The following is a 25,571-nucleotide window of genomic DNA, read 5'->3' on the forward strand; positions in this document are numbered from 1 at the left end:
GTGCTGACTCTTCCGACAGAGAACGCCACCGCGCGGATGCGTTACTGGCGTGCGCTGAAAGCCCGCGATGTACACGCATTTCGCGGCCAGTGAAAAAGGCAGCGATACGGGAAGGCGCCCATGAGCACGACGAGCGCACACGTGCCCGGCTATACGCGTGGTCAGATCGCCAGTACGTCAGCCAGCTTTTCAACATCACCAACTGGGAACGCGGCTTCGCGGCTAAAGGCAGCGACGCGCGCATAGCACTGTCATGCGATGCAACGTCTCATCGGCGACGCTTCACTCCCGGCTCTCCAGTCTGGTTCTGCCGGGCGGCGTGGAAGGTGGCGCGTTGACACTGCTTGCGGCTCGCGGTTTGCGGGGTATCTGCGATGGATTCGTCGCGGTGCTGCTGCCTGTCTATCTTCTCCGGCTCGGATTCGGCCAACTGACTGTCGGGTTGATCAGCACCACAACGCTATTCGGTTCTGCTCTCGCCACGGTTCTGATCGGCTTTGTGGGCAATCGCGTCGCCCTGCGCTTGTTGCTGCTGTTTGCCGCGGCGCTGATGACAGCTACAGGTCTTGCGTTCGCCAGCCTTTCTTCGCTGTGGCCGCTGCTGGTCGTCGCTTTTATCGGAACCCTGAATCCGGGTTCCGGCGACGTAAGCCTGTTCCTTCCACTGGAACATGCACGGCTCGCGGAATCCGCTAGTGGCGACGCGCGTACTTCGCTCTTTGCACGCTATAGCCTGATCGGCGCATTGTCGGCGGCGGTGGGCGCGCTCGCTGCCGCACTGCCGGACAGGATCGCTACGGGTCTGGCCGTCTCGTCACTGTCCGCGACGCGAGCCATGTTCGTGGTCTATGCGCTGACGGGGTTTGCCATCTGGCTTCTCTACCTGCGCTTGCCCGCGCGCGTGCCGCAGGCGCGTGTTGTGCGTGCGCCGCTCGGACCGTCACGCGGGATCGTGATCCGCCTCGCACTGCTGTTCAGTGTCGACGCGTTCGCGGGCGGTCTTCTCGTCAACTCGCTGCTCGCGCTGTGGCTGATCCAGCGGTTCGGGCTTTCGCCCGGCGCAGTGGGCCAGTTCTTCTTCTGGGCCGGCATGTTGAGCGCTGGGTCCCAACTCGTCGCAGCGCCGCTTTCGCGAAGGATTGGTCTGCTGAACACGATGGTGTTCACGCATATGCCATCCAGCGTCTGCCTGATCGCGGCCGCGTTCTCGCCGTCGCTCCCACTGACTCTGGCGCTGCTTCTCGCGAGAAGTGCCCTGTCACAGATGGACGTGCCGACCCGCAGCGCCTATGTGATGTCGGTAGTGACGCCCATGGAACGTCCTGCCGCCGCGAGCTTTACCGCCGTCCCGCGAAGTCTTGCGGCGGCGCTCGCGCCTGTGCTGTCGGGTACGTTGCTTGGCCTCGGATGGCTGGGCGCTCCGCTTGTCGCTTGCGGCGTGCTCAAGATCGCCTACGATCTTTCGCTGCTCGCAGCGTTTCGCCACATCGAACCGGAAGGCGGGTCGCCATGACGCGCACGCGCCCCTGCGGGCCACCAGCCATATCGCTTTACGTCATCCTGCTCGTAGTGTCGGCGGCGGCAGGCATTCTGGTACACGTCATTTCACCAGCGAGCGCCGCGCAGTCGGAGGCCCGCCTGCCGCTCGATCACAGCGCCGACGTCCCGTTGCCGGGCCGCGCCACGCGTCTGGACTACGTAAGCCATGACGCTGACCGGCACCTGCTGTTCATCGCTCATCTTGGCGACAGTGAAGTCGTGGTGTTCGATACGCTCAGGTCGAGCGTTGTGTCCCGCGTCGCCGACATTGCGTCAGTACATGGGGTACTGGCCGTGCCGGAACTCGGGCGGGTGTATGCATCGGCGACCGGCACCAACGAGGTCGTAGCGATCGACGAGGCCAGCATGCATGTGGTGGCGCGTGTGCCGGGTGGCATCTACCCCGACGGCATCGCATATGAGCCCGACTCCCAGAAACTTTATGTGTCGGATGAGACGGGCGGCACGGTAACCGTGATCGATACGCACACCAACCAGCGAAAGAGCACTATCCAGTTGGGTGGAGAAGCGGGCAACACGCAGTACGACCCCGACTCGCACCACATCTTCGTCAATGTGCAGACGCGGCGGCAGCTCGTCGAAATCGATCCGTCGACCGACACGATTATCAGCCGGATCGATCTGCCTGGTGCGAAAGGCAACCACGGCCTCGCCATCGTCCCTCAATTGCATCTCGCGTTCATCGCGTGTGAAGACAATGACAAGCTGATCGTGCTCGACCTGCTGACGAAGCGCGTCACTCAGACTTTCGACGTCGGAGGCGGCCCTGACGTGCTCGCTTACGATCCGGGCGCGCATCTGCTTTACGTGGCCGGCGAAGCCGGCATCGTGTCGATGTTCCGCGTCTCGGGGTCTGCCGTATCGAAAGCAGGTGAGGGCAGGGTAGGACCCAACGCCCATGTCGTCGGCGTCGATCCCGCGACACACCGCACTTACTTCCCGCTGAAGAACGTCGATGGTCGGCCCGTGCTTCGCATCATGGCGCTTGCATCCACGGGATCGCGGTAGCGGTGCTTGCGTCGGCGCTCCTCGAAGCTCATTTCGGTGACGCGTGGATCAATCTGATCGTACGCGATCGCGCGAGCGATGGCATGACGATGCTGCTCGCGATCCATGAAATGGGCTTCGCGCGCGAGGTTTCGTCAAAGGTTGGTTTTCTGTGCGACGGCTCGGTTACGACTTGCTCGCCGCACGCAGTGCCGCTCTCATGCTCATTTCTATGTCGAGAAGTCTTGCGCCGAGCTCCACGAAGCTGCTGCGCCCCTCGCCGAAGACCTCGCCGTTCATGTAGATCGTCGGCACGACGCTAATTTCACGCGCGGACAGCTCACTTTGAAAAATTCCGCCGTCGATCGTAACGTTGTGAATCCGTGGATTGATCACCGCCATCATGTTCAGCGCTTGCACAACGTCCACACAGCTTCCGCACGACAACGAAATATAGGTTTCGAAATAGTAGTCACGTTCCAGTGTTCGAATCCGTTCGATGGTCGTACTGTCGGCTACGACGGGATGCCCTCCAACCTGGAGTATGGCGAGGACAAGGGACGAAAATTCAGGCCCTGTTGGGGTGGCGGCAAACTGAATGCAGGCATCTGCTCCCACCTGCCTGATTGAAAACGATGGCTTGCGCTCGTCGCCGTGCTGCTCCTCGACGACCGTGACCAGGTCGGTCAACGACGCAATTTCGTTCAGCATCGCCAGCATTTCGTGCGATGTTCGACTACCGCCCGGCGACACGATTAATTCGACGGGTCTGCGAAGGTTTCGCAAATACGTCTGCAGTTGTGACCTGAGATCGATGTTCAGCATTTGAATTTCGATTCCGTAGCAACCTGCACAGGGCTATGTGAGGAGCCTAACGCCACAACAACACGCGAGTGCCCACAACCGGCGGCGCCGGTCGGTGGGTAGAGGGTGCCTCGCAATGCTCCCCCCGAATGCCGGGACGATTTGGTGCGCTATCGCACACATTCAAAGCGTTCGCGAATTACCTCCAATGGTTGTCACCGTGCCTGCTTCGGCGGCAACTGCGGCCAGCGTCGAGAGTGACAATGCCACCGAAGCGTCCGAAGCGCAACTGATCTTCAAAGCTCGATGACGTATGACTGGCCGGGTTCCAGTGCGCAAATTGTCAGAAAGCGAAGTGGGCGTTCCGGGTCGCAGCTGCTAAAAAGCGTATGTTGCACGTCGCTGCCTTTCTCGTCGAGGTGCTTGGGCGGGACAACCCAGTCGACGCCGCCTGACAGTGAGGCCGCCCGACCGCGTCAACAAGACGGCGTTCATCAGCCATCCGTCGAAACGGTGATAGCCTCCCACGCACCGATTTCCGCGTTCAACGCCGACATCTTGTCTCGAACGAGACCGAGTGCGTCGCTACCGAGCAAAAGATGCGCGGGCGGATGTTCCGCTGCGATGGCGGCCAGCATTGCGCGCGCCGCTTTCCTTGGATCTCCCAATTGCTTGCCGCTTTTTTCCTCGCGGGCTTGGCGGATGGGATCGAAAATATCGTCGTAATCCGGAATCGAGCGGGGCGTTCGGGTCATCGAGCGGCCCGCCCAGTCTGTGCGAAACGAGCCCGGCGCCACCGCCGTCACGGCAATACCGAAGGGCTTGACCTCTTTGCCGAGCGCCTCGGAGATGCCCTCTAACGCAAACTTGCTGCCGCAGTAGTAGGTGATTCCCGGCATCGTGATGTAGCCGCCCATCGATGTGATATTCACAATGTGACCGCGGCGGCGCTCACGCATGAATGGCAGGACGGCCTTCATCATCGCGACCGCACCAAATACGTTCACATCGAACTGACGGCGCATCTCCGGGAGCGGCGATTCCTCCATGATGCCCTCGTGACCGTAGCCGGCATTGTTGACCAGCACATCGATGGGTCCGACGCTAGCCTCGATTTCCGCCACCACGCCGTCGATCGCGTCGAAGTCGGTCACGTCGAGCACGCGTCCCCAAGCGGCGTTCGCGGACAGGGACTCGAATTCGCGCTTTGCCTGGGCAGTTCTCACCGTACCGACGACCTTGTGACCCGTCGCCAGCGCTTCCTGTGCGAGCGCGCGGCCAAAACCGCTGCTGACGCCAGTGATGAGCAGAGTTTTGCTGGATGTCATTGAAGCTTCTCCCGAAAGTCGATTGGAGAGTGCATACTAATCTGACAGACGAGGCAAAATAAGCCGAATTCCGCTGAGTTTCTTGCACAAAACTATGAGCACGCCACGCGCTTCGACCCAGCACCCAGCTCTATCCTCGCGCAGCCAGAAACGCATGGTTGCGCTGCTGCGCGCGTTGGCGCCCGACGAGGGTTACAACCTGACGGCGCTGCCGAGCGTCCGCATCTTGCGGTCGAACCGGGCGCTATCGCGCACGCCCGTTCTGTACGACCCCGGTATCGTGATCGTCTGCCAGGGCCGCAAGCGAGGCTATTTCGGCGACCAGCTGTACCTGTATGACGAGCATCACTATCTGGCCGTATCCGTGCCAGTGCCATTCAGCATGGAGACCGACGCAACCGAGGAGCGACCACTGCTCGCGCTGTATCTGCACCTCGATTTCGCCTTGGCCGCCGAACTTGCGGAGCGGATCGACCGCGAAGGGGGGGCTGAGCGCACACCAGCACCTCGGAGCATGATGTCGACGCCGATGGATGACGCGATGCAAGCGTCCGTGCTGCGCTTTCTCGAGGCGATGCATCGGCCACTCGAAGCTGCTGTGTTGGGTGCCGGGCTGCTGCGTGAGCTGTATTTCCGGGTGCTCACCGGGGCCCAGGGAAGCTCGTTGCGCGAGGCCTTGGCGATGCGAGGACAGTTCGGCCAGATAGGCCGCTCACTCCGCGTGATTCATGCAAGCTATGCGCAGCCTCTCGACGTAAGGCGACTGGCCGACGAAGCGGGTATGAGCATTCCGAGTTTCCACAGCCACTTCAAGGCCATTACACAGGTGTCGCCGATGCAATACGTGAAGTCGACGCGACTTCATCAGGCTCGCCTGTTAATGGTGCGCCAGGACCTGACCGCGGAGGCGGCCGGACACGCTGTGGGTTACGCGAGCCCGTCCCAGTTCAGCAGGGAATTCAGGCGTCTGTTCGGCTTGACGCCGGCAGCGGAGGCTAAGCGGATGCGCGAGAGCTTCGCGATCCCGGCTGTATTCGCTGATACGGCTTATGTGTCGTCGCACTGATGCCAGCGCTCATCGCTTCTGATAGGTGCCGATCAGTTCGGCCTGCGTGAGTACGTGCCCGTGCATGGCCTTCTCGAGAGCGGCCTTGCTGGGGCTTTTCAAATCGGGCAGTACGGTGTCGAGCGCATACAGCTTGTGGAAATAGCGGTGGCGTCCCACGGGCGGACACGGGCCGCCGTAACCGGCACGCTTGAAGTCATTGGTGCCTTCGAGCGTGCCGCCCGGCAAAGGCTGTGCATCAGCGCCATCGGGTAACCCGGTTGCTGTCGGCGGGATGTTGTAGAGCACCCAATGCACCCAGGTCATTCTCGGCGCGTCGGGGTCCGGCGCGTCGGGGTCGTCGACGATCAGCGCGAGGCTTTTTGCATTCGCGGGCACGCCGGACCACGCGAGCGGCGGGGATACATTGGCGCCCTCGCAGGTATGCTGCACCGGAATCTCGCCGCTCTGTCGGAAGGCTTGCGACGTTAGCGTGAGTGTCATGGCAGCCTCCTCGTTGGGTCGCGACCATGCTTTTATTCTAGGTCAGCGTCCACCGAAGTCGCGCGCGGCGAGTGCACGCATTCGCGGATCGAACGACCGCATGCCGGGGCAGAGGCGACGTTCGATTTACCGCGCGGGGTTGCCAGCCAAGCTTGCGCTTATTGGCCGGCTGGCGACTTCGTGGATGGGGTCGCCAGTGAGTTGTTGACCCCGTAAGCGGGCTGGCGGGACGTGGAACTACTGTCCGTGCTCATCGTGCTCATCGGCTGGCCCGAGTTCGGCGATGCCGAGCCGCTGTCCGAGCCGGTGGCGCCAGGCGTGCCGTAGCCACTCGTTGGAGCGGCCGGCGACTTCGTGGACGGAGTCGCCAGCGTGTTGTTGCTTTGGGCATATACGCCGCCCGACAGCATCAGGGCGGCGACAGCCGCGATCAATGTGCTGGTTGCCTTGTTCATGAAGCGCTTCTCCTTTAATGGATTGCGATATCGACGCAAACGATGCTCACGTACGTTTCCGTCAGGGTCGCGAGACTCCAAGTTTAGGAAAGCGAGGGCTGATAGTTATGCGCATTATTCACAATGGTGAATATCGATTTCAGGAATTAACCGGGCAATTCGATGCGCGCTCGTCCCTGATCTGCGCGGCGGCCGTCATCATTTCTTGTCCCGCAGCCAGGGCGTATACGTGATTCCGATCAGCAATCCTTCCGGCCCGATAAAGCGGCTGACAGTCTGGCCCCATGGCTCATTCCGGTTTCTGACCAGCATTCGATACCCTTGCGATTCAAGTTCTGCCGTTGCCGCTTCGACGTCGTCGACATCGAACTCGATCCAGGCTTGCGGGATGGGTACCTCGGGAGGCCACGCTTCGGTGCCGAAGCAAGACTGAGCGGCGTGAGAGAGCGGCCACAACGCGAAAGAGTTTGCGCCGTTCAGGCTCTCCGTATGGAGATAGCCGCCGTTCTCTTCCTTGAAGGGGATACCGAAGGCCCGGCCATAGAGATCGCGGCTTGGCTGGGCCTCGGTAACGATCGGGCCAAAGCCTGCGATGAATAAGGCGGTGGTAACTGGGATCTTTTCCATGGCTTCTCCTTTGCCGCGAAAGAGCGGCGGGTGAGCGGCAGGTGAGCCGCTTACATTCGCTCGTCAATTCGCCGGAATCGTCACCACCGGCGCCTTACTGCTCGTATCCGACTCCGCGAGCGCCATCAGATTCTGCACGACCGTAAACGCGTATTTCGAGTCGAAGTCATTGCGCTCGACCCAATACACCGAAGGCCCATATGCGATCGACACATAAGCATCGGCCGGCGCGACCTTGCCCGAATGCACGATGATCGTCGGCCTGGTTTCACCGCCGACCAACCCGACGGTCGGCTTCGTCGAACCGTCGCTGATGCGCTCCTGCGGCACCTGCACCTGCGCGCCGAGATCGCTGAGGATGCCGAGCACCGAGCGCGTGACCATCGTAATGCGCTCGCCCTTCGCGGAAGTCGACGACGGCCCATAAACGACCTCATAGCTACGTGTCTTCGTAGACAGATGCAGCAGCCTGCGCACGCGCGCGACATCGGCGGCCGTGTCCGGCGACTCGCCGCTGGTGGTCGCGCCGATCGACAGGAACACGGCCAGTGCGGGGCTTTGGCCGCCTTTGAGATCGGCCTTCACATCGAGCTGACGTGTCTCGACGTTCAGTTCGCCCGCCAGTTGCAGACGACGCAACGCCTGCAGCAATTCGAAGAAGCCCGGCGCGCCCGCGCTGTTGTTGCCGCCGAGCACATCGCCGTTGCGCAGACCGCCGATCGATTGCGCGGTGATGCGCAACAGCAGATCGATCGGCACGCCGCCCTCGGCGAGCGGCAACACGAGCGCCGGCGCGAGCGGCCGGATATAGGCGGACGCGAACGCTTCACCGGTGGTCGGCGTGAACGTGAAGGTCGGCCGGTTCGAGTACGACACGCTGCCGGTCGCCTGCGCGTAGTTCGGCATGGTGCCCGAGCCGGCGTTGAGCGTCGCGCCGCCGGTGGTGTCGAACGTGTAGGCGGCGATGATGCTGCTGACGGTCAGGAACGCGGGCGCATCGCCGTAGCGCAGACCGATCACGGCGGCGAGGATCGCGCGTTTCTTCGCGTCGCCGAGCGCCCGCGCATAGTCGACCTGATCGGCCTTCAGACGCGAGGGGCCGATATGCACGCAGGCGGACGTGAGGCAGGCCGCGCACAATGTGGCGGCTACGGAAGCGGTTCTGAGCATGGACGGGCGCGAGCGGCGGTAATCCGCTGAACAATGGGGTCTGCGCTCGGCGGTAGCAGAACCCATTCCCGCGCAAGCGGCGGGCCGGGTCAGCGGGCGGCTTCGTTGTCGCTCCGGCGCCGCGCGCGGCGGCGTCGCGCGTGCGTCGATGCGCAAGGGCGTTGGCACGCTTTACCGCTGCCTTGCAAGAATTGCAGAAATGCGCAGGGTGGATGCCCGGCTTTCAAGCTTCGGCGTCGATCCCGTCTTGCGCTTGGTCCTCGCCGCCTCGCTCGAGCGCGCTGCGATACGCGCGCGATTGCATCTCGGCGAGCCGGCTCAGCGTACGCGACAGATCATGCGCGCCTTCGAGGCCGATCAAGGCGGTCCCGATCGGCTGATCGGACGCGATGAAGAGCGCGCGCTTGCGGTCGTAGAAGATGTCGATCAGCCACACGAGGCGCTGCAGCGTATGCGACTGCCTCAATGCTTCCGTATGCAGACGATCGACGATCAAGCCTTGCCATTGCTCGGCGAGATCGAGGTAGTCGAGGTGCGAGCGGCTCGCGACACATAGCTGCTCGAAGTCCGCCCACAGCAGCGCGCTGCCGGCCGCGCGCGCTTCGAGCGGGCGGCCCGCCGCGCTCAGCTTGACCGGTTCGATCGCAGCGCCGCTTTCATGGCTCGTGAAGATCTCGCGCAACGCGGCCTCACTCGACGCATCGAGCGGCGCGAAAAAGCGCGGCACCTCAGCCGCTTCGCCGCCGAAGCGGTAATCGCGCGCGCCGTCGAAATGGATCACCTTGAAAGCGCGTTTGATCTGCGCGATGGTCGGCACAAAGCGCTCGTGAAACTCGGGTTCGGGCAGCAGATCGTCCGGTGCGTAGTTCGACGTCAGCACGATCCGCGTGCCGAGGTTGATCGCGGTGTAGAGAAAGCGGCCCATCAGGAACGCGTCGGCGATATCGTGCACATGGAATTCGTCGAAGCACAGCAGCTCGATACCGTCGAGCCATTGCCGCGATACGTCGCCGAGCCGGTCGTCGCCACGCGGCGCCTGGACGAGCCGGCGGTTCATCTCGCGCAGGAACTCGTGGAAATGCAGGCGCCGTTTGCGGCACGGCGCGAGCTCGAACAGCGTATCGACGACGAGGCTCTTGCCGCGCCCCGGCAAGCCGTGGCAATAGACGCCTTGCGGCCCGAACGCGGCGGTGGACCATGCACGCCGTGCCCGCTGCTGCGCGCCGAGCAACGCGACGAGTGCGCTGATCGCCTCACGCTGGCGGGGATCGGGCGTGATGCCGCGCGCGGTCAATGCGCGAGCGATGCGGGTTTCGTCAAGCATGGGCGAGAGCGTCCATGCCAGGTGATGCAAATGATGCGACTTGCGCGAATGACGCAGAATGGGCCACCGCGAAAACGGCGAGGACGTGTGTGAGCATGAGATAAGGGGCGGCGTGATGGGCTGCGCTGAAGCAGGCCCAATGAGCGCGTGCACGAAGCGCGCGCCATTTTACCAGTCACGTTCCCTGTCGAACCGTTGGCGCGCGCACACGTCGTCGAGCCACTACCGCATCATTTGTCGTGATGCCCCGGCAGCACCGCACCGAGCACCTGCCTGGCCGTTTCGACCACCACGTTGCCCTGATCGGGATCGCCCTTCAGCAAGGTCTCGGCAAACGCTTTGGCCTGCGCGAGCGTGACGTGCGGCGGCAGCGGCGGCACGTTCGGATCGGACTTCACCTCGATCACGACGGGACGATTCGACGCGAGCGCGTCGTCCCAGGCGGTCGCCATCTGCTCGGGGTTGTCGACATAGATGCCCTTCAAACCGATCAGCTCCGCAAAGCGGTGATACGGCACGGAAGGAATGTCCTGCGACACCTCGAACTTCGGATCGCCTTCCATCACGCGTTGCTCCCACGTGACCTGGTTCAGATCGCCATTGTTGAGCACCATGCAGATCCAGCGCGGATCGCTCCAGCCTTGCCAGTACTTCGCGACCGTGATCAGCTCGGCCATGTTGTTCATCTGCATCGCGCCGTCGCCGACCAGCGCGATCACGGGCCGCTCGGGGTACGCGAACTTCGCGGCGATCGCATACGGCACGGCCGCGCCCATCGACGCGAGCCCGCCCGACAGCGAGCACATCATGCCGCGCTGCACCTGCAGATCACGCGCGTACCAGTTCGCGACCGAACCCGAATCGCTGGTGACGATCGCGTTCGACGGAATGCGCTTCGACAGCTCCCATACCGACAGCTGCGGATTCAGGCCATCCTTCGCGGGTTCGTGCGCGCGTTTTTCCAGCGTCTTCCACCAGTCGGACACCCAGCCTTCGATGCGCTCACGCCACAGCCGATCCTGCTTCTGCTCGATGAGCGGCAGCAGCGCGCGCAGCGTCTCGACGCTATCGCCGACGAGGTTCACTTCCATCGGATAACGCAGGCTCAGCATGTCGGCCTTGATGTCGATCTGCACGCCGCGCGCGTCGCCTTCCTTCGGCAGAAACTCCGAGTACGGGAAGCCGGAGCCGATCATCAGCAACGTATCGCAATGGGTCATCATGTCGTAGCTCGGCTTCGTGCCGAGCAGGCCGATCGAGCCGGTCACCCAAGGCAGATCGTCGGGCAGCGCCGCCTTGCCGAGCAGCGCTTTGGCGACGCCGGCGCCGAGTTTCTCGGCGACCGCGATCACTTCGTCGGTCGCGTGCAGCGCGCCCGCGCCGACCAGGATCGCGACCTTGCGGCCGGCGTTCAGCACGTCGGCGGCCTCGCGCAACTGCTGGTCGCCCGGCACGACGCGCGGACGCGCGTAACCGATGCCCGAATGCAGCGTGCCGTGCTTGCGCCCCGGCGGTTCGTACGGAATGTCCTGCAGATCGTTCGGCAGTATCAGCGCGGTCACCGCGCGCTCGGCAAGCGCGATGCGCACCGCCCGATCGACCAGATGACGCACCTGCGCGGGCATCGTCGCAAAGCCGACGAACGAGCCGGCCACGTCCTTGAACATCGCCGGCAGATCCAGCTCCTGCTGATAGTGTCCGCCGATCGCCGCGCGCGCCTGCTGACCGGCGATCGCGAGCACCGGCATGTGATCCATGCGCGCGTCGTAGAGGCCCGTCAGCAGATGAGAAGCGCCGGGCCCCGAGGTGGCGATGCACACGCCGAGTTCGCCGGTGAACTTGGCATGCGCGGCGGCCATGAACGCGGCCATTTCTTCGTGGCGGACCTGGATGAATTCGATCGGGCCCGGCTGATCCGTGCCTCTATGGCGCTTTTTCGCTTCGCTCTGCGCGCGGTTCAACGCGCCGAACACGCCGTTGATGCCGTCGCCCGGATAGCCATAGATACGCCGCACACCCCACGCATGTAGCCGCCCGATGATGAAATCGCCTACGGTTTCAGCCATGATCCTCGCTCCCTCGATATCCAGTCGATGCCGCCGCGTGGAACGGGCGGCTTTGGTCGGTATCGAACGAGCAAGGGCTGTTCCTTGCGACTGGCTTGCTCAGCCGGTCTTGATCTTCGGCTGCGGCGCGTCGAGCGGTTCGGTGCCGAAGCGCTCGTACTGCGATATCACCTGCGCGCCGAACAGCAGCAGCGTGGCGAGCCATTCGAAGCTCAGCAGGATCACGATGGCCATCGTCAGCGAGCCATAGACGAGGCTCACCTGCGACAGCGTGGCGAAATACCAGACCAGCACGTGCCGCGTGACCTCCCACAACACGCCGGCCACCACGCCACCGATCAGCGCGTGTTTGAGCGACGGACGTCCGACCGGCATCACCAGATACACCGAAGTCAGCACGAAGATTTCACCGGCGAGCCCGAGCAGATACAGCAGCACTCGCGTGAAGCCCTCCAACGACACATGCAGGCCGAACAGTTGCAGACCTTCGGCGCCGATCGTGTCGAGCGCGCTCGATACGAACGTGACGATCAGCAGGCCAACGCCGAGAAACATGATGTAGCAGTAGGGCAGCAACGCCGAGACCAGGAAGTGGCGCCGCTTCACGACGACGCGGTGCACGAAGATCAGCGACATCGCGTTTTCGAGCACGGTGAAAGCGAGCGAGCTGAAGAACAGCATCGTCAGCAGCAGCACCCAGCCAATCACCGCGCGATGCTGCAAAAAGTTCGACAGCTCACGCACGAGCGCGGCCGATTGCCCGGGCACGAGCCAGCGCAGCAGATGCGACAGCGCTTCGAGCACCAGCTGCTGCGGCACCACGCGCGACAGCACGATGACGACCAGGATCAGCAGCGGCACGATGGACAGTAACGCGTAGTATGCGACCGCGCCCGCGAGCAGCAGCCCCTGGTTCGCGCGAAACGCTTTCAGCGTTTGCAGCAGGAAGCGCCCGGGATGCCTGGCGATAAACAGCGCATGCTGGTCGAGCAGGATGGGCATGAGGCCTCGCGGTGCGCGCCGGGCGCTGCCGGATGGCAGCCGCTCTCGACACGCGTGTGTGCTTTATATACCGTAAGCAGAAACGGGGCCATCAATGGCGCGGCATACAGTTTGCTTGGCCGCGTTCGGAAGATCGCCCGCCATTCCCGAGGACAGCCGATGGATCAGCCGCCCCATCAGAACAACACCGCGCCGCAAGCCAATGATCTGGTGGTCGCGCGGCCCGAGGGACTGTATTGCCCGGCCGGCGATTTTTACATCGACCCATGGCGGCCGGTCGAACGCGCGGTGATCACGCATGCGCATTCCGACCATGCGCGCTTTGGTCATCAGCGCTATCTGGCGACGCGCGCGGGCGCGAGCGTGCTGATGGCGCGGCTGCCCGGCATCGCACTGCACACGCTCGACTACGGCGAGCCGCTCATGGTTGGCGCGGCGCGCGTGTCGCTGCATCCGGCTGGGCACGTGCTCGGCTCGGCACAGGTGCGCATCGAACACGCGGGCCGCGTATGGGTCGCATCGGGCGACTACAAGCTCGAAGCCGATCCGACCTGCGCCGGGTTCGAACCGGTGCATTGCGATACCTTCATCACCGAGTCGACGTTCGGCCTGCCGATCTATCGCTGGGACACGCCGCAAAGCGTGTTCGATTCGATCGATTCATGGTGGCGTCACAACGCATCCGAAGGGCGCGCGTCGGTGCTGTTCTGCTATTCGTTCGGCAAGGCGCAACGCGTGCTCGCGAGCGTCGATGCCGCGATCGGGCCGATCTTCTGCCACGGCGCGCTCGAGCCGCTCAATCGCGCGTATCGCGACGCGGGCGTGCGTCTGCCGCCGGTCAATCTCGTCAGCGAGATCGCCGCGAAAGACAAGGCCGTGTTCAGACAGGCGCTGATCGTTGCGCCGCCGTCCGCGCAGAACAGCGCGTGGCTCAAGCGCTTCAGCGATTACAGCGATGCATTCGCGTCGGGCTGGATGCGCCTGCGCGGCGCGCGGCGCCGGCGCGGCGTCGATCGGGGCTTCGTGCTGTCCGATCACGCGGACTGGCCGGGTTTGCAAACGGCGATCCGCGAGAGCGGCGCCTCGCGTGTGATCGTCACGCATGGCTCGATCGAACCGATGGTGCGCTGGCTCAACGAGCAGGGCCTGCAGGCGAGTGCGTTCGACACGCAATACGGCGACGATACGGTCGAAGCCGATGCGGCCGGCGCCGACGAAGCGCCGGCGGCGAGCGAATCATGACGGATACCGTATGAAACGCTTCGCGGCCCTCTACACCGCGCTCGATGCGACCACGTCGACGCACGACAAGCTTGCGGCGCTGACCAGTTATTTCTCGGTGGCCGAGCCTGAAGACGCGGCATGGGCGTCGTATTTCCTCGCGGGCGGCAAACCGCGTCAACTGGTGCCGACGCGTTTGCTGACCGACATGGCGCGCGAGCGCGCCGGCTTGCCCGAGTGGCTGTTCGAGGAGTCGTATCACGCGGTGGGCGATCTGGCCGAAACCATCGCGCATATCCTGCCGCCCGCGTCGCGCGACTCCGAGCTGGGTCTCACGCAATGGATCGAGCAACGCATGCTGCCGTTGCGCGGCCTGCCGCCCGACGAGTTGCGCACGCGTCTACTCAGTTACTGGGACGAACTCGACTGGGGCGGCCGCTTCCTGCTGACCAAGCTGATCGGCGGCGGCTTTCGTGTCGGCGTCGCGCGGCAACTGGTGGTGCGCGCGCTCGCCGAAGTGGCCGGCGTCGATCACAAGCGGATTGCGCAACGAATGGTCGGCTGGACCGATTCGCGACAGAAGCCCGATGCGGCGCGCTATCTGCGTCTGATCGCGCCGCAGACCGACGACGATACGCAAGCTCATGCGCGTCAACACGATAGCGACCTGGGCCTGCCGTACCCGTTTTTTCTCGCGCATCCGTTGCAGACCGATCCGGCGACGCTCGGCGATCCCGCGCATTGGCTGATCGAATGGAAGTGGGACGGCATACGCGCGCAACTCGTCAAACGCGGCGGGCGCGTGTGGTTATGGTCGCGCGGCGAGGATCTGATCACCGATCGTTTTCCCGAGGTCGCGGCATTGGGCGAGTCCTTACCCGATGGGTATGTGATCGATGGCGAGATTCTCGCCTGGGAACCCGGCGCGGCCGCGCCGTTGCCGTTCGCGCGGCTGCAACCGCGCATCGCGCGCAAGACGCTGACTCGCAAGATCCTTGCGGATTCGCCGGCAGCGCTGCTCGCGTACGACCTGCTCGAAGCGAACGGCCAGGACCTGCGCATGAACCCGCTCGTTGATCGGCGCGCGCGGCTCGATGCGTTGAGCGCGTCGGTCGATGGCACGCTCGCGCGCGGTCTGCTGCGCGTATCGCCGCTCGTCCGTGGCGCGGATTGGAGCGCGCTCACCGCCTTGCGCGAGGAGAGCCGCGCGCGCGGCGTTGAAGGTTTGATGCTGAAGGAGCGCGAATCGATGTATGGCGTCGGCCGCACCAAGGCATCGGGCACGTGGTGGAAATGGAAGATCGAGCCCTATGCGGTAGACGCTGTGCTCGTGTACGCGCAGCGCGGTCATGGCCGTCGCGCGAGTCTCTACACCGACTACACATTCGCGGTGTGGGACGAAGCCGACGGCGTGCGCACGCTCGTGCCGTTCGCGAAGGCCTATTCAGGGCTTACCGACGAAGAGATGCATCGCGTCGATGCGATCGTGCGCAAGACCACCGTCGATAAATTTGGCCCGGTGCGCAGCGTAACGCCGACGCTCGTGTTCGAGATCGGCTTCGAAGGGATACAAGCGAGTTCGCGCCATAAGTCAGGCGTGGCCGTGCGTTTTCCACGCATGCTGCGCTGGCGTACCGACAAACATATCGACGACGCCGACACGCTCGCGATGCTGAAAGGCTTTATCGATAATCGTGCGGGATAACCCGCAGAGCACAAACCCCTAACACGTCGAGCATTTTTTTATCGGCATCGTCGCTTATCCTTTGTTTATGACCGCGTCATCGATTCGCGCCATAAGAGCGCTCGCGGCATGCATTGCGTGGCCCCCTCAATCCGTTGGAATACCGATGTCGTGCGACGCCCCTGAGCGAGGCGGATCGCACCAGGACAGAGCGTAAAACGATGTTGCGCAGCACGCACATCGCAGTCGCCGTCATTCAAACGCCGTGATGTATGGGCACGCTGAATCCCGCATACCAGGTAATTGCAACGCTGGAGTGCGGGACGACGCGTGCCGGCCGCGCATCGTCCGAATGAAGCGGAAATAGCAAAAACCTGGCCGCAGTCCGGCAGACGCAATGGGATCGAATCTTGCGCGCGTGGCGCGAGATGCCCTTCAGGGCGAATGTAAAAGGGCGAGAAAAAATGACTGTGTTCAACGACAGCGTGGACAGCAGCGACGACGTGCTCGTATGGCGGCCGATCCGCTATGCGATGGCCGCGCATCGTCGCGTGCTGGTAGTCGACGATTACCGGGAAGCAGCGGACGCGCTGCAAATGCTACTGACGGCCGACGGCTTCGAGTGCCGTGCGCTCGACGATCCGTATGCCGTGTGTCAGACCGCGTGCGAGTGGCAGCCGTTTGCGGTGCTGCTCGACATCAAGATGCCGGGGCTCGACGGGCTCGAACTTGCGCGGCGTCTGCGCGCGCATCCGCAGACTGCGCATATGCTGCTGGTTGCGTGTACCGCGTTCGCGTCGCGCGAGGATCGCTCGCTCGCCAAGGCGGCTGGCTTCGACGCGCATTGCGCGAAACCATTGACGCCCGAGCGTCTGTTGCGCGTGCTCGAATCGGCCGCCGCGTTGCATGCGGCGGAGCCATCATCTGAATCAGGCTGTTAGCGAAAACTTGCTGACCGTTCTGTCATTTCTGCAGGGTCGTCGTCGGAAATCGCACTCGGCGCGGTGCGAATCCGTTTGTCATTTGTTTGCCATCTGGCTGCCACCGTTCTATCCGCCGCAGCTTCCTTAGCCATGCGAGCCCCTACGTTGCAGTTCACGCAGGGGTTTCACTTCGCTCGCACACGCAGGCCCACTCGTTGCTGAAAGACCGATGACGCGGCGCGCTCGGGCGCGCCGCCGAGGGTCATTTGCAACGAGGGAGATCAGACATGAGCGACAAGCAACGCCCGGCACCGCCGTTTCCTGAACAGCAGCAGGACCAGACGCCCGGCCGCACGGCCGGCATGAACCCGCAACCGGATCACGGCGAGAAAACCTACGAAGGTTCGGGGCGTCTCGCTGGCAAGGCAGCGATCGTGACCGGCGGCGACAGCGGCATTGGCCGTGCGGTCGCGATCGCGTTCGCGCGTGAAGGCGCCGATGTGCTGATCGCCTATCTCGACGAAGAAGACGATGCGCGCGAGACCGCGCGCTGGGTCGAGGACGCCGGTCGCAAGGCGGTGCTGGTCGGCGGCGATATCCGCGATCGCCAGCATTGCGATGCGATCGTCGACAAGGCGATCGAGGCTTTCGGCCGGCTCGACGTGGTGGTCAACAACGCGGCGTATCAGATGAGCTATCCGTCGCTCGACGCGATCAGCGACGAAGAATGGGACAAGACCTTCGATACCAACATCGGCGCGATGTTCAGGATCACGCGCGCGGCGGTCCGCCATATGAAGCCGGGCGGCGCGATCATCAACACGTCGTCGATCAATGCCGATCATCCGAACCCCGGCCTGATCGCCTATGCGACGACCAAGGGTGCGATTCAGAACTTCACCGGCGGCCTCGCGCAATTGCTCGCGGAAAAGGGTATTCGCGCGAACTGCGTGGCGCCGGGACCGATCTGGACGCCGCTGATCCCATCGACGATGCCGCCCGACAAGGTCGAGCAGTTCGGCAAGCAGGTGCCGATGAAGCGCCCCGGACAACCGGCGGAGCTCGCGGCCGCGTATGTGATGCTCGCGTCGGACGAAGCGAGCTACATCTCGGGCGCGACGATTGCCGTGACAGGCGGCGCGCCGATTATTTAGGTTGGCGAACCGAAGGCGGCGAGGCTGCCGGCGAGCGCATGGCGCTTCTCGCAGTGGTTTCCATAACGTCATAAGGGAGAGTGACATGAAGATCGATGTATCCGTCAAACTGGGGGCCGCGCTCGTGTCGGGCTGCCTTGCGCTAGGTTTTGCGCAGGCGGGCTTCGCGCAGACCGGTTCCAATCCGTCTACGCAACCCGGAAAGTCCGCCGCAAAACCGGGCGCAAGTCTGGAAGAATCGCGCACGCCGGATACGACCGGTACGAACGACGCGAACGGTAATGTCGGCGAGTCGGGGGGCGCGACCAATGGTGTCGCCGGCGGCGGCAATGGCCGCACCACTACCGACAAGCGCTTCAAAGGCGCGACGCCGCCGCGCGCGGGAAGCGCGGCGGGGCAATAAGCGTTCAGCCGGGCGCGTCGAGCTGCGACGCGCCGCACGCCGCGGCGGCATCGCGCTCGCGCGCTGCCGCCGTTTTGCATGGGTTCGAGTTGCATGGAGTTTCGTCGCGCGCCGCGTTGCTTGCGCGACGCCTTGTGAGGAGGAAATCCGATGGCTACCCCCGATGCTGAAACCGCGCAGGCCGACGCGCCCGCGTCGCATGCATTGACGTTCGAGATCAACGGCGAGACGCGGCACTTCGACGTTCTAGCGTGGACCTCGCTGCTCGATCTGCTGCGCGAGCATGCGCACCTGACCGGCACCAAGAAGGGCTGCGATCACGGCCAATGCGGCGCGTGCACGGCGCTCGTCAATGGTCAGCGGATCAATACCTGCCTCGCGCTCGCGGTCGTGTACGACGGTGCATCGATCACGACGATCGAAGGTCTCGCGAACGGCGATACGTTGCATCCATTGCAGCAAGCGTTCATCGAACATGATGCGTTCCAGTGCGGCTACTGTACGCCGGGGCAAATCTGCTCGGCGTACGCGATGCTCGAAGAAGGCCATGCGCGCTGCGCGGACGACGTGCGCGAGCAGATGAGCGGCAATCTGTGCCGCTGCGGCGCATATACGAATATCGTCGCAGCGATTCTCGACGCGGCGCATTCCGGCGACGAGGATGCAAGGCAAGCCAGTCCGGTCGCGAATCAGCGCGGAGCGCGGCCATGAACCGCTTCTCGTACACGCGCGCCGAGGCGGTGCAGGATGCGCTCGAACGGCATCGTTCGGACAAGACTGCCGCGTTTATCGCGGGCGGCACGAATCTCGTCGACCTGCTGCGCGAAGACGTGGCGCGGCCGGCTTTGCTCGTCGACATCAACCGTTTGCCGCTCAGGCGGATCGAAGCATCGGCGCAAGGCGGCCTGATGATCGGCGCGCTCGTAACGAACAGCGCGCTCGCGTATGACGATACCGTCGCAGCGCGCTACCCGCTGCTTGCGAAAGCGATCCTGGCCGGCGCGTCCCCGCAGATTCGCAACGCCGCGACGGTCGGCGGCAATCTGCTGCAACGCACGCGCTGCTACTACTTCTACGACGTGGGCACGCCGTGCAACAAGCGCGAACCCGGCAGCGGCTGCCCGGCGCTGCACGGCGTGAACCGCATTCACGCGATCCTCGGCGCGAGCGAACACTGCATCGCCGTGCATCCGTCCGATATGTGCGTCGCGTTGGCGGCGCTCGGCGCCACCGTGCATCTGATCGGCAACGACGGCGTACGCACGTTGCCGTTCGCGGATTTTCACCGGCTGCCGGGCGACACGCCGCATCTTGATACCAACCTGCGCGACGACGAACTCGTGACCGCGATCGAGCTGCCGCGGGAAGGCTTTGCCGCGCATCACGCATACGTGAAGGTGCGCGACCGCGCATCGTATGCGTTCGCGCTGGCGTCGGCCGCGGTCGGTGTCGAACTGGATGACGACTCGCGCATCGTCGATGCGCGTTGCGCGCTCGGCGGCGTCGCGCACAAGCCGTGGCGCGATCCCGCCGCCGAAGCCGCACTGCGCGGCGAGACGCTGAGCGCGCGGACCTTGCGCGAATTCGCGGGGGCGCTGCTGCGCGATGCGCGCCCCCAGCGCGACAACGCGTTCAAGATCGAACTCGCGGCGCGCGTGATCGTGCGCGCCTTCGGCGAGGCCACACAACGTTCGTTCGAGGAGGCCGCGCGATGAACCGTGCCGAAACCTTGCCATCGACAGGCAGCCCGAAGCACGCGATCGGCGTGCCGCATTCGCGTGTCGACGGCCTCGCCAAAGTGACCGGCGCCGCGCAATATGCGGCCGAGTTCTGCGCCGAAGGGCTCGTACATGGCGTCGTCGTGTCGGGCACGATCGCTTCGGGCAAGATCGTCTCGATCGATACCTCGGCCGCCGAAGCGCTGCCCGGCGTGCTGCTCGTGCTCACGCATCGCAAACGCCCGGCGCTGCCATCGGACGTCGATGCGTTCAAGGACATGATCGCGCCGGCTGGCACGCCATTGAGACCGCTGTGGGACGAGCGCGTGTGGTACAGCGGGCAGCCGGTCGCGCTGGTGGTCGCGCAGTCGCTCGAACTCGCGCGCTACGCGGCGTCGCTGGTGCGGGTGCGCTACGAGGCCGCTTCTCATCAGACCGATATCGAGGCGGCGTTGATGAGCGCCGTACCGCCGTCGGCCGAGAAGGGCGGCTTCGACCCGCCGCCGCCTGAGCGCGGCGACCCGCGCAAAGCGTTGGCCGATGCCAGGGTGCGTGTAGATGCGTTCTACACGACGCCCGCGCAATACCACAATCCGATGGAAATGCACGGCTGCACCGTGGTGCCCGATGCGCAAGGACACTTGACCGTCTACGAGAAGACTCAGGGCGTCGTCAATACGAAGGGCTATCTGCAGCGCGTGTTCGGTTTGAAAGACGACGAAGTGCAGGTGGTGTCGCCGTTCGTCGGCGGCGCGTTCGGCTCCGGCTTGCGGCCGCAATATCATCTGGCGCTCGCGGTGATGGCCGCGCGCGAACTGAAGAAACCCGTGCGCGTCACGCTGACCCGGCAGCAGATGTTCACCTTCGCGCATCGGCCGCAATCGGTGCAGCGCGTCGCGCTCGGCGCGTCGGCGGATGGCCGCCTGCAGGCGGTGATCCACGAGGCGGTGTCGGAAACCTCGCGCTATGAGGAGTTCTGCGACGTGGTGGTCAACTGGGCCGGGCAGCTGTATCGATGCGACAACGTGTCGATGGGCTACAAGGTCGCGAAGCTCGACGTGCCGACGCCAGCCGACATGCGCGCGCCCGGCGCGACCCAAGGCCTCTTTCCGCTCGAAGTCGCGATGGACGAACTCGCCGAGGCATTGCTGATGGACCCGCTCGAATTGCGGCTCGTCAACTATGCGGAGCGCGACGCGAACAAGAACCTGCCGTTTTCGAGCAAGGCGCTGCGCGACTGCTATCGCGAAGGCGCGGCGCGCTTCGGCTGGGCCGGGCGGCCGCTCGAACCGCGTGCACGCCGCGAAGGCAACGAGTTGATCGGCTGGGGCATGGCGACCGGTGCATGGGACGCGATGCAGAACAAAGCGGCCGCCCGTGCGGTGCTGACGCCCGATGGCTGCGTCAGGGTGTCGAGCTCGACCGCCGATATCGGCACCGGCACCTACACCGCGATGACGCAGATCGCCGCCGATGCGCTCGGCGTGCCGCTCGCGGACGTCAGCTTCGAACTCGGCGATACGCGGCTGCCGAAGGCGCCGATCGAGGGCGGATCGTGGACGGTGTCGTCAGTGGGCAGCGCTGTCGATGCGGCCTGCACGCGCCTGCACAATCGTCTCGTCGAACTCGCGCGCGAACATGGCGGTGCGCGCTTCGCGTCGGTGGATCGCGAAGCAGTGCGGCGCGAGCGCAACCGGCTCGTGTGCGGCCCGCACGCGGACGACTCGATCGCGATCGCGACGCTGCTCGAACGCGCCGGACTCGATGAACTCGAGGAGCAGGCGAGCGTGGAGCCGCACGTCAAGCAGCAGGCATATTCGATGGGCACGCATTCGGCGGTGTTCGCCGAAGTGCGCGTCGACGAAGCGCTCGGCACCGTGCGCGTGACGCGCGTGGTCAGCGCGGTCGCGGCGGGGCGCATCGTCAATCCGAAGACGGCGGGCAATCAGATCGCGGGCGGCGTCGTGTGGGGCATCAGCATGGCGCTGCACGAGCACGGCCAGTTCGATCACGTGCTCGGACGGCAGATGAATCACAATCTCGCCGAATACCACATGCCCGTGAATGCCGACATTCACGAGATCGACGTGCTATTCGTCGACGAGCGTGACGACATCGTCAATTCGCTCGGCGTCAAAGGCGTCGGCGAAATCGGCGTGGTGGGCGTGGCCGCGGCGGTCTGCAACGCGATCTGGCATGCGACCGGCAAACGCATCCGCGATTTGCCGATTACACCCGACAAGCTGCTCGGCTGACGGCCCGTAGCCGCGTCGATCGATTCGACGCGGCAGCGCCGCGCTCAATCCGCGTACTTGAACTCCGGCAACGCCTCGAGCGATTTCTTCGTCCCGTCGGGCAGCACGATACGCCGGTTGTCGATCTGCAGATCATTGAACGGCACGGCGACCAGATGCTTGCCCAGGCCGAGAAAGCCGCCGACCGACAGGATCGCGTAGGTGGTGCGCTCGGTGCCCGGCGATACGATCAGATCGTCGAGCGTGCCGATATTGTCCTTGTTGCGGTTGTACACGTCCGCGCCCGACAGCTTCGACGCGCGATATCCGCTCGCGAGCTGCACGACGTCGGTGCGTTTTTCGGTGATCGCTTGCGGAGCGCCTTGCGCGAACGCGCTGCCGCACGGACCCAACGCGGAAATCAGCGTAATGGCGGCGAGAAGCGATGCGGAAGCGGCCAGCGGTTTGATCTGCGTGTTGCGCATCATCTGTGTTCTCCCTGATTGCTGTCGTGGCTTTTCGATGGCGCGGAACGCGTGCGCCTTGCCGCTACGCTGCAAATCTCGTGCCGCGACTTTTGATCTGAGCGAAAGCAAGCCCGTCAGGCCCAAAAGTTGCTGTTCGAACTCGCCTGCTGGGTGCGCGCTGTGCAATGTCCGGCGCGTTCGCCCCGAATGCCTACACTTAAATAGCGAGCAGCCCGGAACACGTGGAAGGGCAGTTGAAAAAAAGCACATACATGCCCCCGAGATACCAGCCTCCTTGCATCCACTGAGAACACTTATGTCATCCCCAGCCAGCTACTCGACGCGCATTTCCGAAGGCACGCCATTTCCGCTCGGCGCGACATGGAACGGCAGCGGCGTCAACTTCGCGCTGTTCTCCGCGCACGCGACGAAGGTCGAACTGTGTCTGTTCGACGAATCCGGCCAGCACGAACTCGAACGCATCGAACTGCCCGAGTACACCGACGAGGTATGGCATGTGTTCGTACCGAATCTGAAACCCGGTGCCGTCTATGGATATCGCGTGCATGGCCCCTACGAGCCCCAGAACGGGCATCGCTTCAATCCGAACAAGCTGCTACTCGATCCGTATGCGAAGGCGCACATCGGCGAGCTGAAATGGGCGCCGGAAATTTTCGGCTATACGCTCGATTCGGAAGAGCTGGACCTGTCATTCGATGAGCGCGACAGCGCGCCCTTCGTGCCGAAATGCAAGGTGGTCGACGCGAATTTTTCGTGGAGTCATCCGGAGCGCAACGCGCTGCCGTGGGAGCGCGTGATTCTGTACGAGACGCACGTGCGCGGCTATACGAAACGTCATCCGCAAGTGCCCGAGCGTTTGCGCGGCACGTTCGCGGGTTTGGCGCAGCAGCCGGTGCTCGACCACATCCGCAGCCTCGGCGTGACCACGGTCGAGCTGATGCCGATCCAGACCTTCGTCAACGACAAACATCTGCTCGACAAGGGGCTGACGAACTACTGGGGCTACAACACGATCGGCTTTTTCGCGGCCGATCCGCGTTTCTTCGCGTCGTCGACCGAGTCGGTCGGCGAGTTCAAGGAGATGGTCGACCGCTTTCACCAGGCCGACCTCGAAGTGATACTCGACGTCGTGTACAACCACACGGCCGAAGGCAATGAACGCGGCCCGACGATCTCGTTCAAGGGCATCGACAACGCGTCGTACTACCGGCTGATGCCCGACGAGCCGCGCTACTACATCAACGACACCGGCACCGGCAACACGCTGAACCTGTCGCATCCGCGTGTGCTGCAGATGGTGACCGACAGTCTGCGCTACTGGGTCACCGAAATGAAAGTGGACGGTTTCCGCTTCGATCTCGCGACGATCCTCGGCCGCGAAGATCACGGCTTCGACGAAGGCGGCGGCTTTCTCGACAGCTGCCGCCAGGACCCGGTGCTCTCCAGCATCCGGCTGATCGCCGAGCCGTGGGATTGCGGCCCGGGCGGCTATCAGGTGGGCGGTTTTCCGCCGGGCTGGGCCGAATGGAACGATCGCTTCCGCGACACCGCGCGCGCCTACTGGAAGGGCGACGAGAGCACCGCCGCGGATCTCGCCACACGCATCACCGCGTCGGGCGACAAGTTCAATCACCGCGGCCGGCGGCCGTGGGCGAGCGTGAACTTCATCGCCGCGCACGACGGCTTCACGCTGAACGATCTGGTCTCGTACAACGACAAGCACAACGACGCAAACGGCGAGGACAACCGCGATGGCCATGCGGACAACCGGTCGTGGAACATGGGCGTCGAAGGACCGACCGACGACGCCGACATCCGCCAGCAACGCGAGCGCCAGAAGCGCAATCTGCTCGCGACGCTGCTGCTGTCGCAGGGCACGCCGATGATCCTCGCCGGCGACGAATTCGGCCGCACGCAGCAGGGCAACAACAATGCGTATTGCCAGGACAACGAGATCAGCTGGGTCGATTGGGATGCGATCGACGACGACGGCCGCGGGCTGACGGAGTTCGTGCGCAAGCTGACCACGCTGCGCCACCGCTTGCCGGTGCTGCGGCGCGGCCGGTTTCTGACTGGCGAATACAACGAGACGCTCGACGTGACCGACACGCGCTGGCTATCGCCGGACGGCACCGACATCACGGACGAGCAATGGGCCGATCCGGCGATGCGCTGCTTCGGCCTCGTGATCGACGGCCGCGCGCAAGCGAGCGGAATTCGCCGCCTCGCGTCCGACGCGACCTTGCTGCTGGTGCTGAACGCGCATCACGACGTCGTCAATTTCACGCTGCCCGACCTTCCCGAGGGCGAGAGCTGGACCTGCCTCGTCGATACCAACATGCCGGTGCGCGCCGAGCTGCCGCAATTCAGCGCGGGCGATTCGTACCAGGTGACGGGCCGCTCGCTGCTGCTGTTCGCGCTCGAAGCGCCGAGCCGCGCGACCCAGCGCGTATTCGACCGCCTCGAAGAGCAGTTGACTTCCGACGAAGGCGACTCCGCGCCAGGCTAGGTCCTGGTGAGTGAGCGACGCCAGTTCCGTTGCACTCCGTTGTACAAGCGGGCCGCAGCCCGGGTACAAGGTTTGCTCCCTCTGTTGTCGACGACACGCACGCGTCTCCGTTCTTCGCGACGATAGACGCGCGAACGCAAACAGCCAGGCTGGGGTGAACAAATGGAACAGGAACCGAGCGTCGACGAGCAGATCCGCACGCGCGCCTACTATCTGTGGGAGCAAGCGGCCGAGCCGAAGGGCACGCCCGAGCAATACTGGGAGCAGGCGCGCAGTGAGATCGAGAAGGAAGCACCACCGGTCGAGAGCGGGCCGGTGTCGGGCGACACGATGAAATAGGCGTTACTTAGCCTTCCGGAGTAACG

The 25,571-nt window shown here is 64.1% G+C and carries 23 protein-coding genes; 13 read left to right on the forward strand and 10 right to left on the reverse strand.

Going from position 1 to position 25,571, the window contains the following annotated elements:
* Positions 1–253: 253 nt before the first annotated feature.
* A complete protein-coding gene (locus AB3X94_RS12125; RefSeq protein WP_368611641.1) occupies positions 254–1,513 on the forward strand; it encodes an MFS transporter in 1,260 nt (419 codons plus the stop codon).
* The gene (locus tag AB3X94_RS12130; RefSeq protein WP_368611642.1) at positions 1,510–2,568 is read left to right on the forward strand and encodes a hypothetical protein; all 1,059 of its coding nucleotides are present in this window, start codon (positions 1,510–1,512) and stop codon (positions 2,566–2,568) included. Before AB3X94_RS12125 ends, AB3X94_RS12130 begins: the two co-directional genes overlap by 4 nt.
* Positions 2,569–2,733: 165 nt before the next feature.
* On the opposite strand, the gene AB3X94_RS12135 is transcribed toward AB3X94_RS12130, so the two are convergent.
* Complete coding sequence (locus AB3X94_RS12135) at positions 2,734–3,372, reverse strand: alkyl hydroperoxide reductase (protein WP_176105965.1); 639 nt, start codon at positions 3,370–3,372, stop codon at positions 2,734–2,736.
* 473 nt (positions 3,373–3,845) lie between these two features.
* Positions 3,846–4,679, reverse strand: a complete 834-nt coding sequence (locus AB3X94_RS12140; protein WP_368611643.1) for an oxidoreductase — start codon at positions 4,677–4,679, stop codon at positions 3,846–3,848.
* A 94-nt stretch (positions 4,680–4,773) separates the two neighbouring features.
* Between AB3X94_RS12140 and AB3X94_RS12145 the strand changes: the two genes are divergently transcribed.
* Complete coding sequence (locus AB3X94_RS12145) at positions 4,774–5,745, forward strand: AraC family transcriptional regulator N-terminal domain-containing protein (RefSeq protein ID WP_368611644.1); 972 nt, start codon at positions 4,774–4,776, stop codon at positions 5,743–5,745.
* A 9-nt stretch (positions 5,746–5,754) separates the two neighbouring features.
* On the opposite strand, the gene AB3X94_RS12150 is transcribed toward AB3X94_RS12145, so the two are convergent.
* The 7 genes from AB3X94_RS12150 to AB3X94_RS12180 form a co-directional block, all read right to left on the reverse strand.
* A complete protein-coding gene (locus AB3X94_RS12150; protein ID WP_176369111.1) occupies positions 5,755–6,228 on the reverse strand; it encodes a YbhB/YbcL family Raf kinase inhibitor-like protein in 474 nt (157 codons plus the stop codon).
* 158 nt (positions 6,229–6,386) lie between these two features.
* Complete coding sequence (locus tag AB3X94_RS12155) at positions 6,387–6,683, reverse strand: hypothetical protein (protein WP_176125700.1); 297 nt, start codon at positions 6,681–6,683, stop codon at positions 6,387–6,389.
* 198 nt (positions 6,684–6,881) lie between these two features.
* Positions 6,882–7,310 carry a VOC family protein gene (locus tag AB3X94_RS12160; RefSeq protein WP_176105960.1) on the reverse strand — a complete coding sequence of 143 codons (429 nt, stop codon included), beginning with the start codon at positions 7,308–7,310 and terminating at the stop codon, positions 6,882–6,884.
* Between the two features lie 63 nt (positions 7,311–7,373).
* Positions 7,374–8,480 carry a hypothetical protein gene (locus AB3X94_RS12165; protein ID WP_368611645.1) on the reverse strand — a complete coding sequence of 369 codons (1,107 nt, stop codon included), beginning with the start codon at positions 8,478–8,480 and terminating at the stop codon, positions 7,374–7,376.
* Positions 8,481–8,703: 223 nt separating this feature from the next.
* The gene (gene zapE, locus AB3X94_RS12170; RefSeq protein ID WP_368611646.1) at positions 8,704–9,804 is read right to left on the reverse strand and encodes a cell division protein ZapE; all 1,101 of its coding nucleotides are present in this window, start codon (positions 9,802–9,804) and stop codon (positions 8,704–8,706) included.
* A 230-nt stretch (positions 9,805–10,034) separates the two neighbouring features.
* Positions 10,035–11,870, reverse strand: coding sequence for a thiamine pyrophosphate-requiring protein (locus tag AB3X94_RS12175; protein WP_176105957.1), 1,836 nt, complete (start codon positions 11,868–11,870; stop codon positions 10,035–10,037).
* A 99-nt stretch (positions 11,871–11,969) separates the two neighbouring features.
* Positions 11,970–12,872, reverse strand: coding sequence for a YihY/virulence factor BrkB family protein (locus AB3X94_RS12180; protein WP_368611647.1), 903 nt, complete (start codon positions 12,870–12,872; stop codon positions 11,970–11,972).
* 159 nt (positions 12,873–13,031) lie between these two features.
* Between AB3X94_RS12180 and AB3X94_RS12185 the strand changes: the two genes are divergently transcribed.
* The 8 genes from AB3X94_RS12185 to AB3X94_RS12220 all read left to right on the forward strand — a co-directional run bounded on the left by AB3X94_RS12185 (position 13,032) and on the right by AB3X94_RS12220 (position 22,230).
* Positions 13,032–14,114, forward strand: coding sequence for a ligase-associated DNA damage response exonuclease (locus tag AB3X94_RS12185; RefSeq protein WP_368611648.1), 1,083 nt, complete (start codon positions 13,032–13,034; stop codon positions 14,112–14,114).
* 10 nt (positions 14,115–14,124) lie between these two features.
* Positions 14,125–15,798 (forward strand): ATP-dependent DNA ligase, encoded by a 1,674-nt coding sequence (locus AB3X94_RS12190; protein ID WP_368611649.1) that lies wholly within the window; start codon positions 14,125–14,127, stop codon positions 15,796–15,798.
* A gap of 443 nt (positions 15,799–16,241) precedes the next feature.
* Complete coding sequence (locus AB3X94_RS12195; RefSeq protein WP_176105953.1) at positions 16,242–16,718, forward strand: response regulator; 477 nt, start codon at positions 16,242–16,244, stop codon at positions 16,716–16,718.
* Between the two features lie 269 nt (positions 16,719–16,987).
* Positions 16,988–17,854 carry a glucose 1-dehydrogenase gene (locus AB3X94_RS12200; protein ID WP_176105952.1) on the forward strand — a complete coding sequence of 289 codons (867 nt, stop codon included), beginning with the start codon at positions 16,988–16,990 and terminating at the stop codon, positions 17,852–17,854.
* 85 nt (positions 17,855–17,939) lie between these two features.
* Positions 17,940–18,257, forward strand: coding sequence for a hypothetical protein (locus AB3X94_RS12205; protein WP_176105951.1), 318 nt, complete (start codon positions 17,940–17,942; stop codon positions 18,255–18,257).
* Positions 18,258–18,407: 150 nt separating this feature from the next.
* Entirely contained in the window at positions 18,408–18,968 is a 561-nt protein-coding gene (locus AB3X94_RS12210) for a (2Fe-2S)-binding protein (RefSeq protein WP_368611650.1), read from the forward strand.
* Complete coding sequence (locus AB3X94_RS12215; protein ID WP_368611651.1) at positions 18,965–19,972, forward strand: xanthine dehydrogenase family protein subunit M; 1,008 nt, start codon at positions 18,965–18,967, stop codon at positions 19,970–19,972. The genes AB3X94_RS12210 and AB3X94_RS12215 overlap by 4 nt, the downstream gene beginning before the upstream one ends.
* Positions 19,969–22,230: a xanthine dehydrogenase family protein molybdopterin-binding subunit gene (locus AB3X94_RS12220; protein ID WP_368611652.1), complete on the forward strand. Its 2,262-nt coding sequence runs from the start codon at positions 19,969–19,971 to the stop codon at positions 22,228–22,230. The genes AB3X94_RS12215 and AB3X94_RS12220 overlap by 4 nt, the downstream gene beginning before the upstream one ends.
* A gap of 44 nt (positions 22,231–22,274) precedes the next feature.
* Here the strand turns inward: AB3X94_RS12220 and AB3X94_RS12225 are convergent, their stop codons facing one another.
* The gene (locus AB3X94_RS12225; RefSeq protein WP_184227461.1) at positions 22,275–22,697 is read right to left on the reverse strand and encodes a PRC-barrel domain-containing protein; all 423 of its coding nucleotides are present in this window, start codon (positions 22,695–22,697) and stop codon (positions 22,275–22,277) included.
* Positions 22,698–22,992: 295 nt separating this feature from the next.
* Here AB3X94_RS12225 and glgX point away from each other — a divergent pair, with 295 nt between their 5' ends.
* A complete protein-coding gene (gene glgX / locus AB3X94_RS12230; protein ID WP_176105946.1) occupies positions 22,993–25,206 on the forward strand; it encodes a glycogen debranching protein GlgX in 2,214 nt (737 codons plus the stop codon).
* Positions 25,207–25,368: 162 nt separating this feature from the next.
* On the forward strand, positions 25,369–25,545 hold the full coding sequence (locus tag AB3X94_RS12235; RefSeq protein WP_176105945.1) for a DUF2934 domain-containing protein: 177 nt from the start codon (positions 25,369–25,371) through the stop codon (positions 25,543–25,545).
* Positions 25,546–25,571 lie beyond the last annotated feature (26 nt).

It is taken from the genome of Paraburkholderia sp. BR10923 (genome assembly GCF_040948765.1).
GTDB lineage: Bacteria > Pseudomonadota > Gammaproteobacteria > Burkholderiales > Burkholderiaceae > Paraburkholderia > Paraburkholderia youngii.

What these genes read in the sequence shown, in the direction of transcription:
- AB3X94_RS12175 (WP_176105957.1), bottom strand. Translation starts at nt 11,870, where the DNA reads ATGGCTGAAACCGTAGGCGATTTCATCATCGGGCGGCTACATGCGTGG.
- AB3X94_RS12190 (WP_368611649.1), top strand. Translation starts at nt 14,125, where the DNA reads ATGAAACGCTTCGCGGCCCTCTACACCGCGCTCGATGCGACCACGTCG.
- zapE (WP_368611646.1), bottom strand. Translation starts at nt 9,804, where the DNA reads ATGCTTGACGAAACCCGCATCGCTCGCGCATTGACCGCGCGCGGCATC.
- AB3X94_RS12180 (WP_368611647.1), bottom strand. Translation starts at nt 12,872, where the DNA reads ATGCCCATCCTGCTCGACCAGCATGCGCTGTTTATCGCCAGGCATCCC.
- AB3X94_RS12215 (WP_368611651.1), top strand. Translation starts at nt 18,965, where the DNA reads ATGAACCGCTTCTCGTACACGCGCGCCGAGGCGGTGCAGGATGCGCTC.
- AB3X94_RS12125 (WP_368611641.1), top strand. Translation starts at nt 254, where the DNA reads ATGCGATGCAACGTCTCATCGGCGACGCTTCACTCCCGGCTCTCCAGT.
- glgX (WP_176105946.1), top strand. Translation starts at nt 22,993, where the DNA reads ATGTCATCCCCAGCCAGCTACTCGACGCGCATTTCCGAAGGCACGCCA.
- AB3X94_RS12145 (WP_368611644.1), top strand. Translation starts at nt 4,774, where the DNA reads ATGAGCACGCCACGCGCTTCGACCCAGCACCCAGCTCTATCCTCGCGC.
- AB3X94_RS12160 (WP_176105960.1), bottom strand. Translation starts at nt 7,310, where the DNA reads ATGGAAAAGATCCCAGTTACCACCGCCTTATTCATCGCAGGCTTTGGC.
- AB3X94_RS12205 (WP_176105951.1), top strand. Translation starts at nt 17,940, where the DNA reads ATGAAGATCGATGTATCCGTCAAACTGGGGGCCGCGCTCGTGTCGGGC.
- AB3X94_RS12225 (WP_184227461.1), bottom strand. Translation starts at nt 22,697, where the DNA reads ATGATGCGCAACACGCAGATCAAACCGCTGGCCGCTTCCGCATCGCTT.
- AB3X94_RS12200 (WP_176105952.1), top strand. Translation starts at nt 16,988, where the DNA reads ATGAGCGACAAGCAACGCCCGGCACCGCCGTTTCCTGAACAGCAGCAG.
- AB3X94_RS12150 (WP_176369111.1), bottom strand. Translation starts at nt 6,228, where the DNA reads ATGACACTCACGCTAACGTCGCAAGCCTTCCGACAGAGCGGCGAGATT.
- AB3X94_RS12195 (WP_176105953.1), top strand. Translation starts at nt 16,242, where the DNA reads ATGACTGTGTTCAACGACAGCGTGGACAGCAGCGACGACGTGCTCGTA.
- AB3X94_RS12130 (WP_368611642.1), top strand. Translation starts at nt 1,510, where the DNA reads ATGACGCGCACGCGCCCCTGCGGGCCACCAGCCATATCGCTTTACGTC.
- AB3X94_RS12185 (WP_368611648.1), top strand. Translation starts at nt 13,032, where the DNA reads ATGGATCAGCCGCCCCATCAGAACAACACCGCGCCGCAAGCCAATGAT.
- AB3X94_RS12235 (WP_176105945.1), top strand. Translation starts at nt 25,369, where the DNA reads ATGGAACAGGAACCGAGCGTCGACGAGCAGATCCGCACGCGCGCCTAC.
- AB3X94_RS12165 (WP_368611645.1), bottom strand. Translation starts at nt 8,480, where the DNA reads ATGCTCAGAACCGCTTCCGTAGCCGCCACATTGTGCGCGGCCTGCCTC.
- AB3X94_RS12140 (WP_368611643.1), bottom strand. Translation starts at nt 4,679, where the DNA reads ATGACATCCAGCAAAACTCTGCTCATCACTGGCGTCAGCAGCGGTTTT.
- AB3X94_RS12220 (WP_368611652.1), top strand. Translation starts at nt 19,969, where the DNA reads ATGAACCGTGCCGAAACCTTGCCATCGACAGGCAGCCCGAAGCACGCG.
- AB3X94_RS12210 (WP_368611650.1), top strand. Translation starts at nt 18,408, where the DNA reads ATGGCTACCCCCGATGCTGAAACCGCGCAGGCCGACGCGCCCGCGTCG.
- AB3X94_RS12135 (WP_176105965.1), bottom strand. Translation starts at nt 3,372, where the DNA reads ATGCTGAACATCGATCTCAGGTCACAACTGCAGACGTATTTGCGAAAC.
- AB3X94_RS12155 (WP_176125700.1), bottom strand. Translation starts at nt 6,683, where the DNA reads ATGAACAAGGCAACCAGCACATTGATCGCGGCTGTCGCCGCCCTGATG.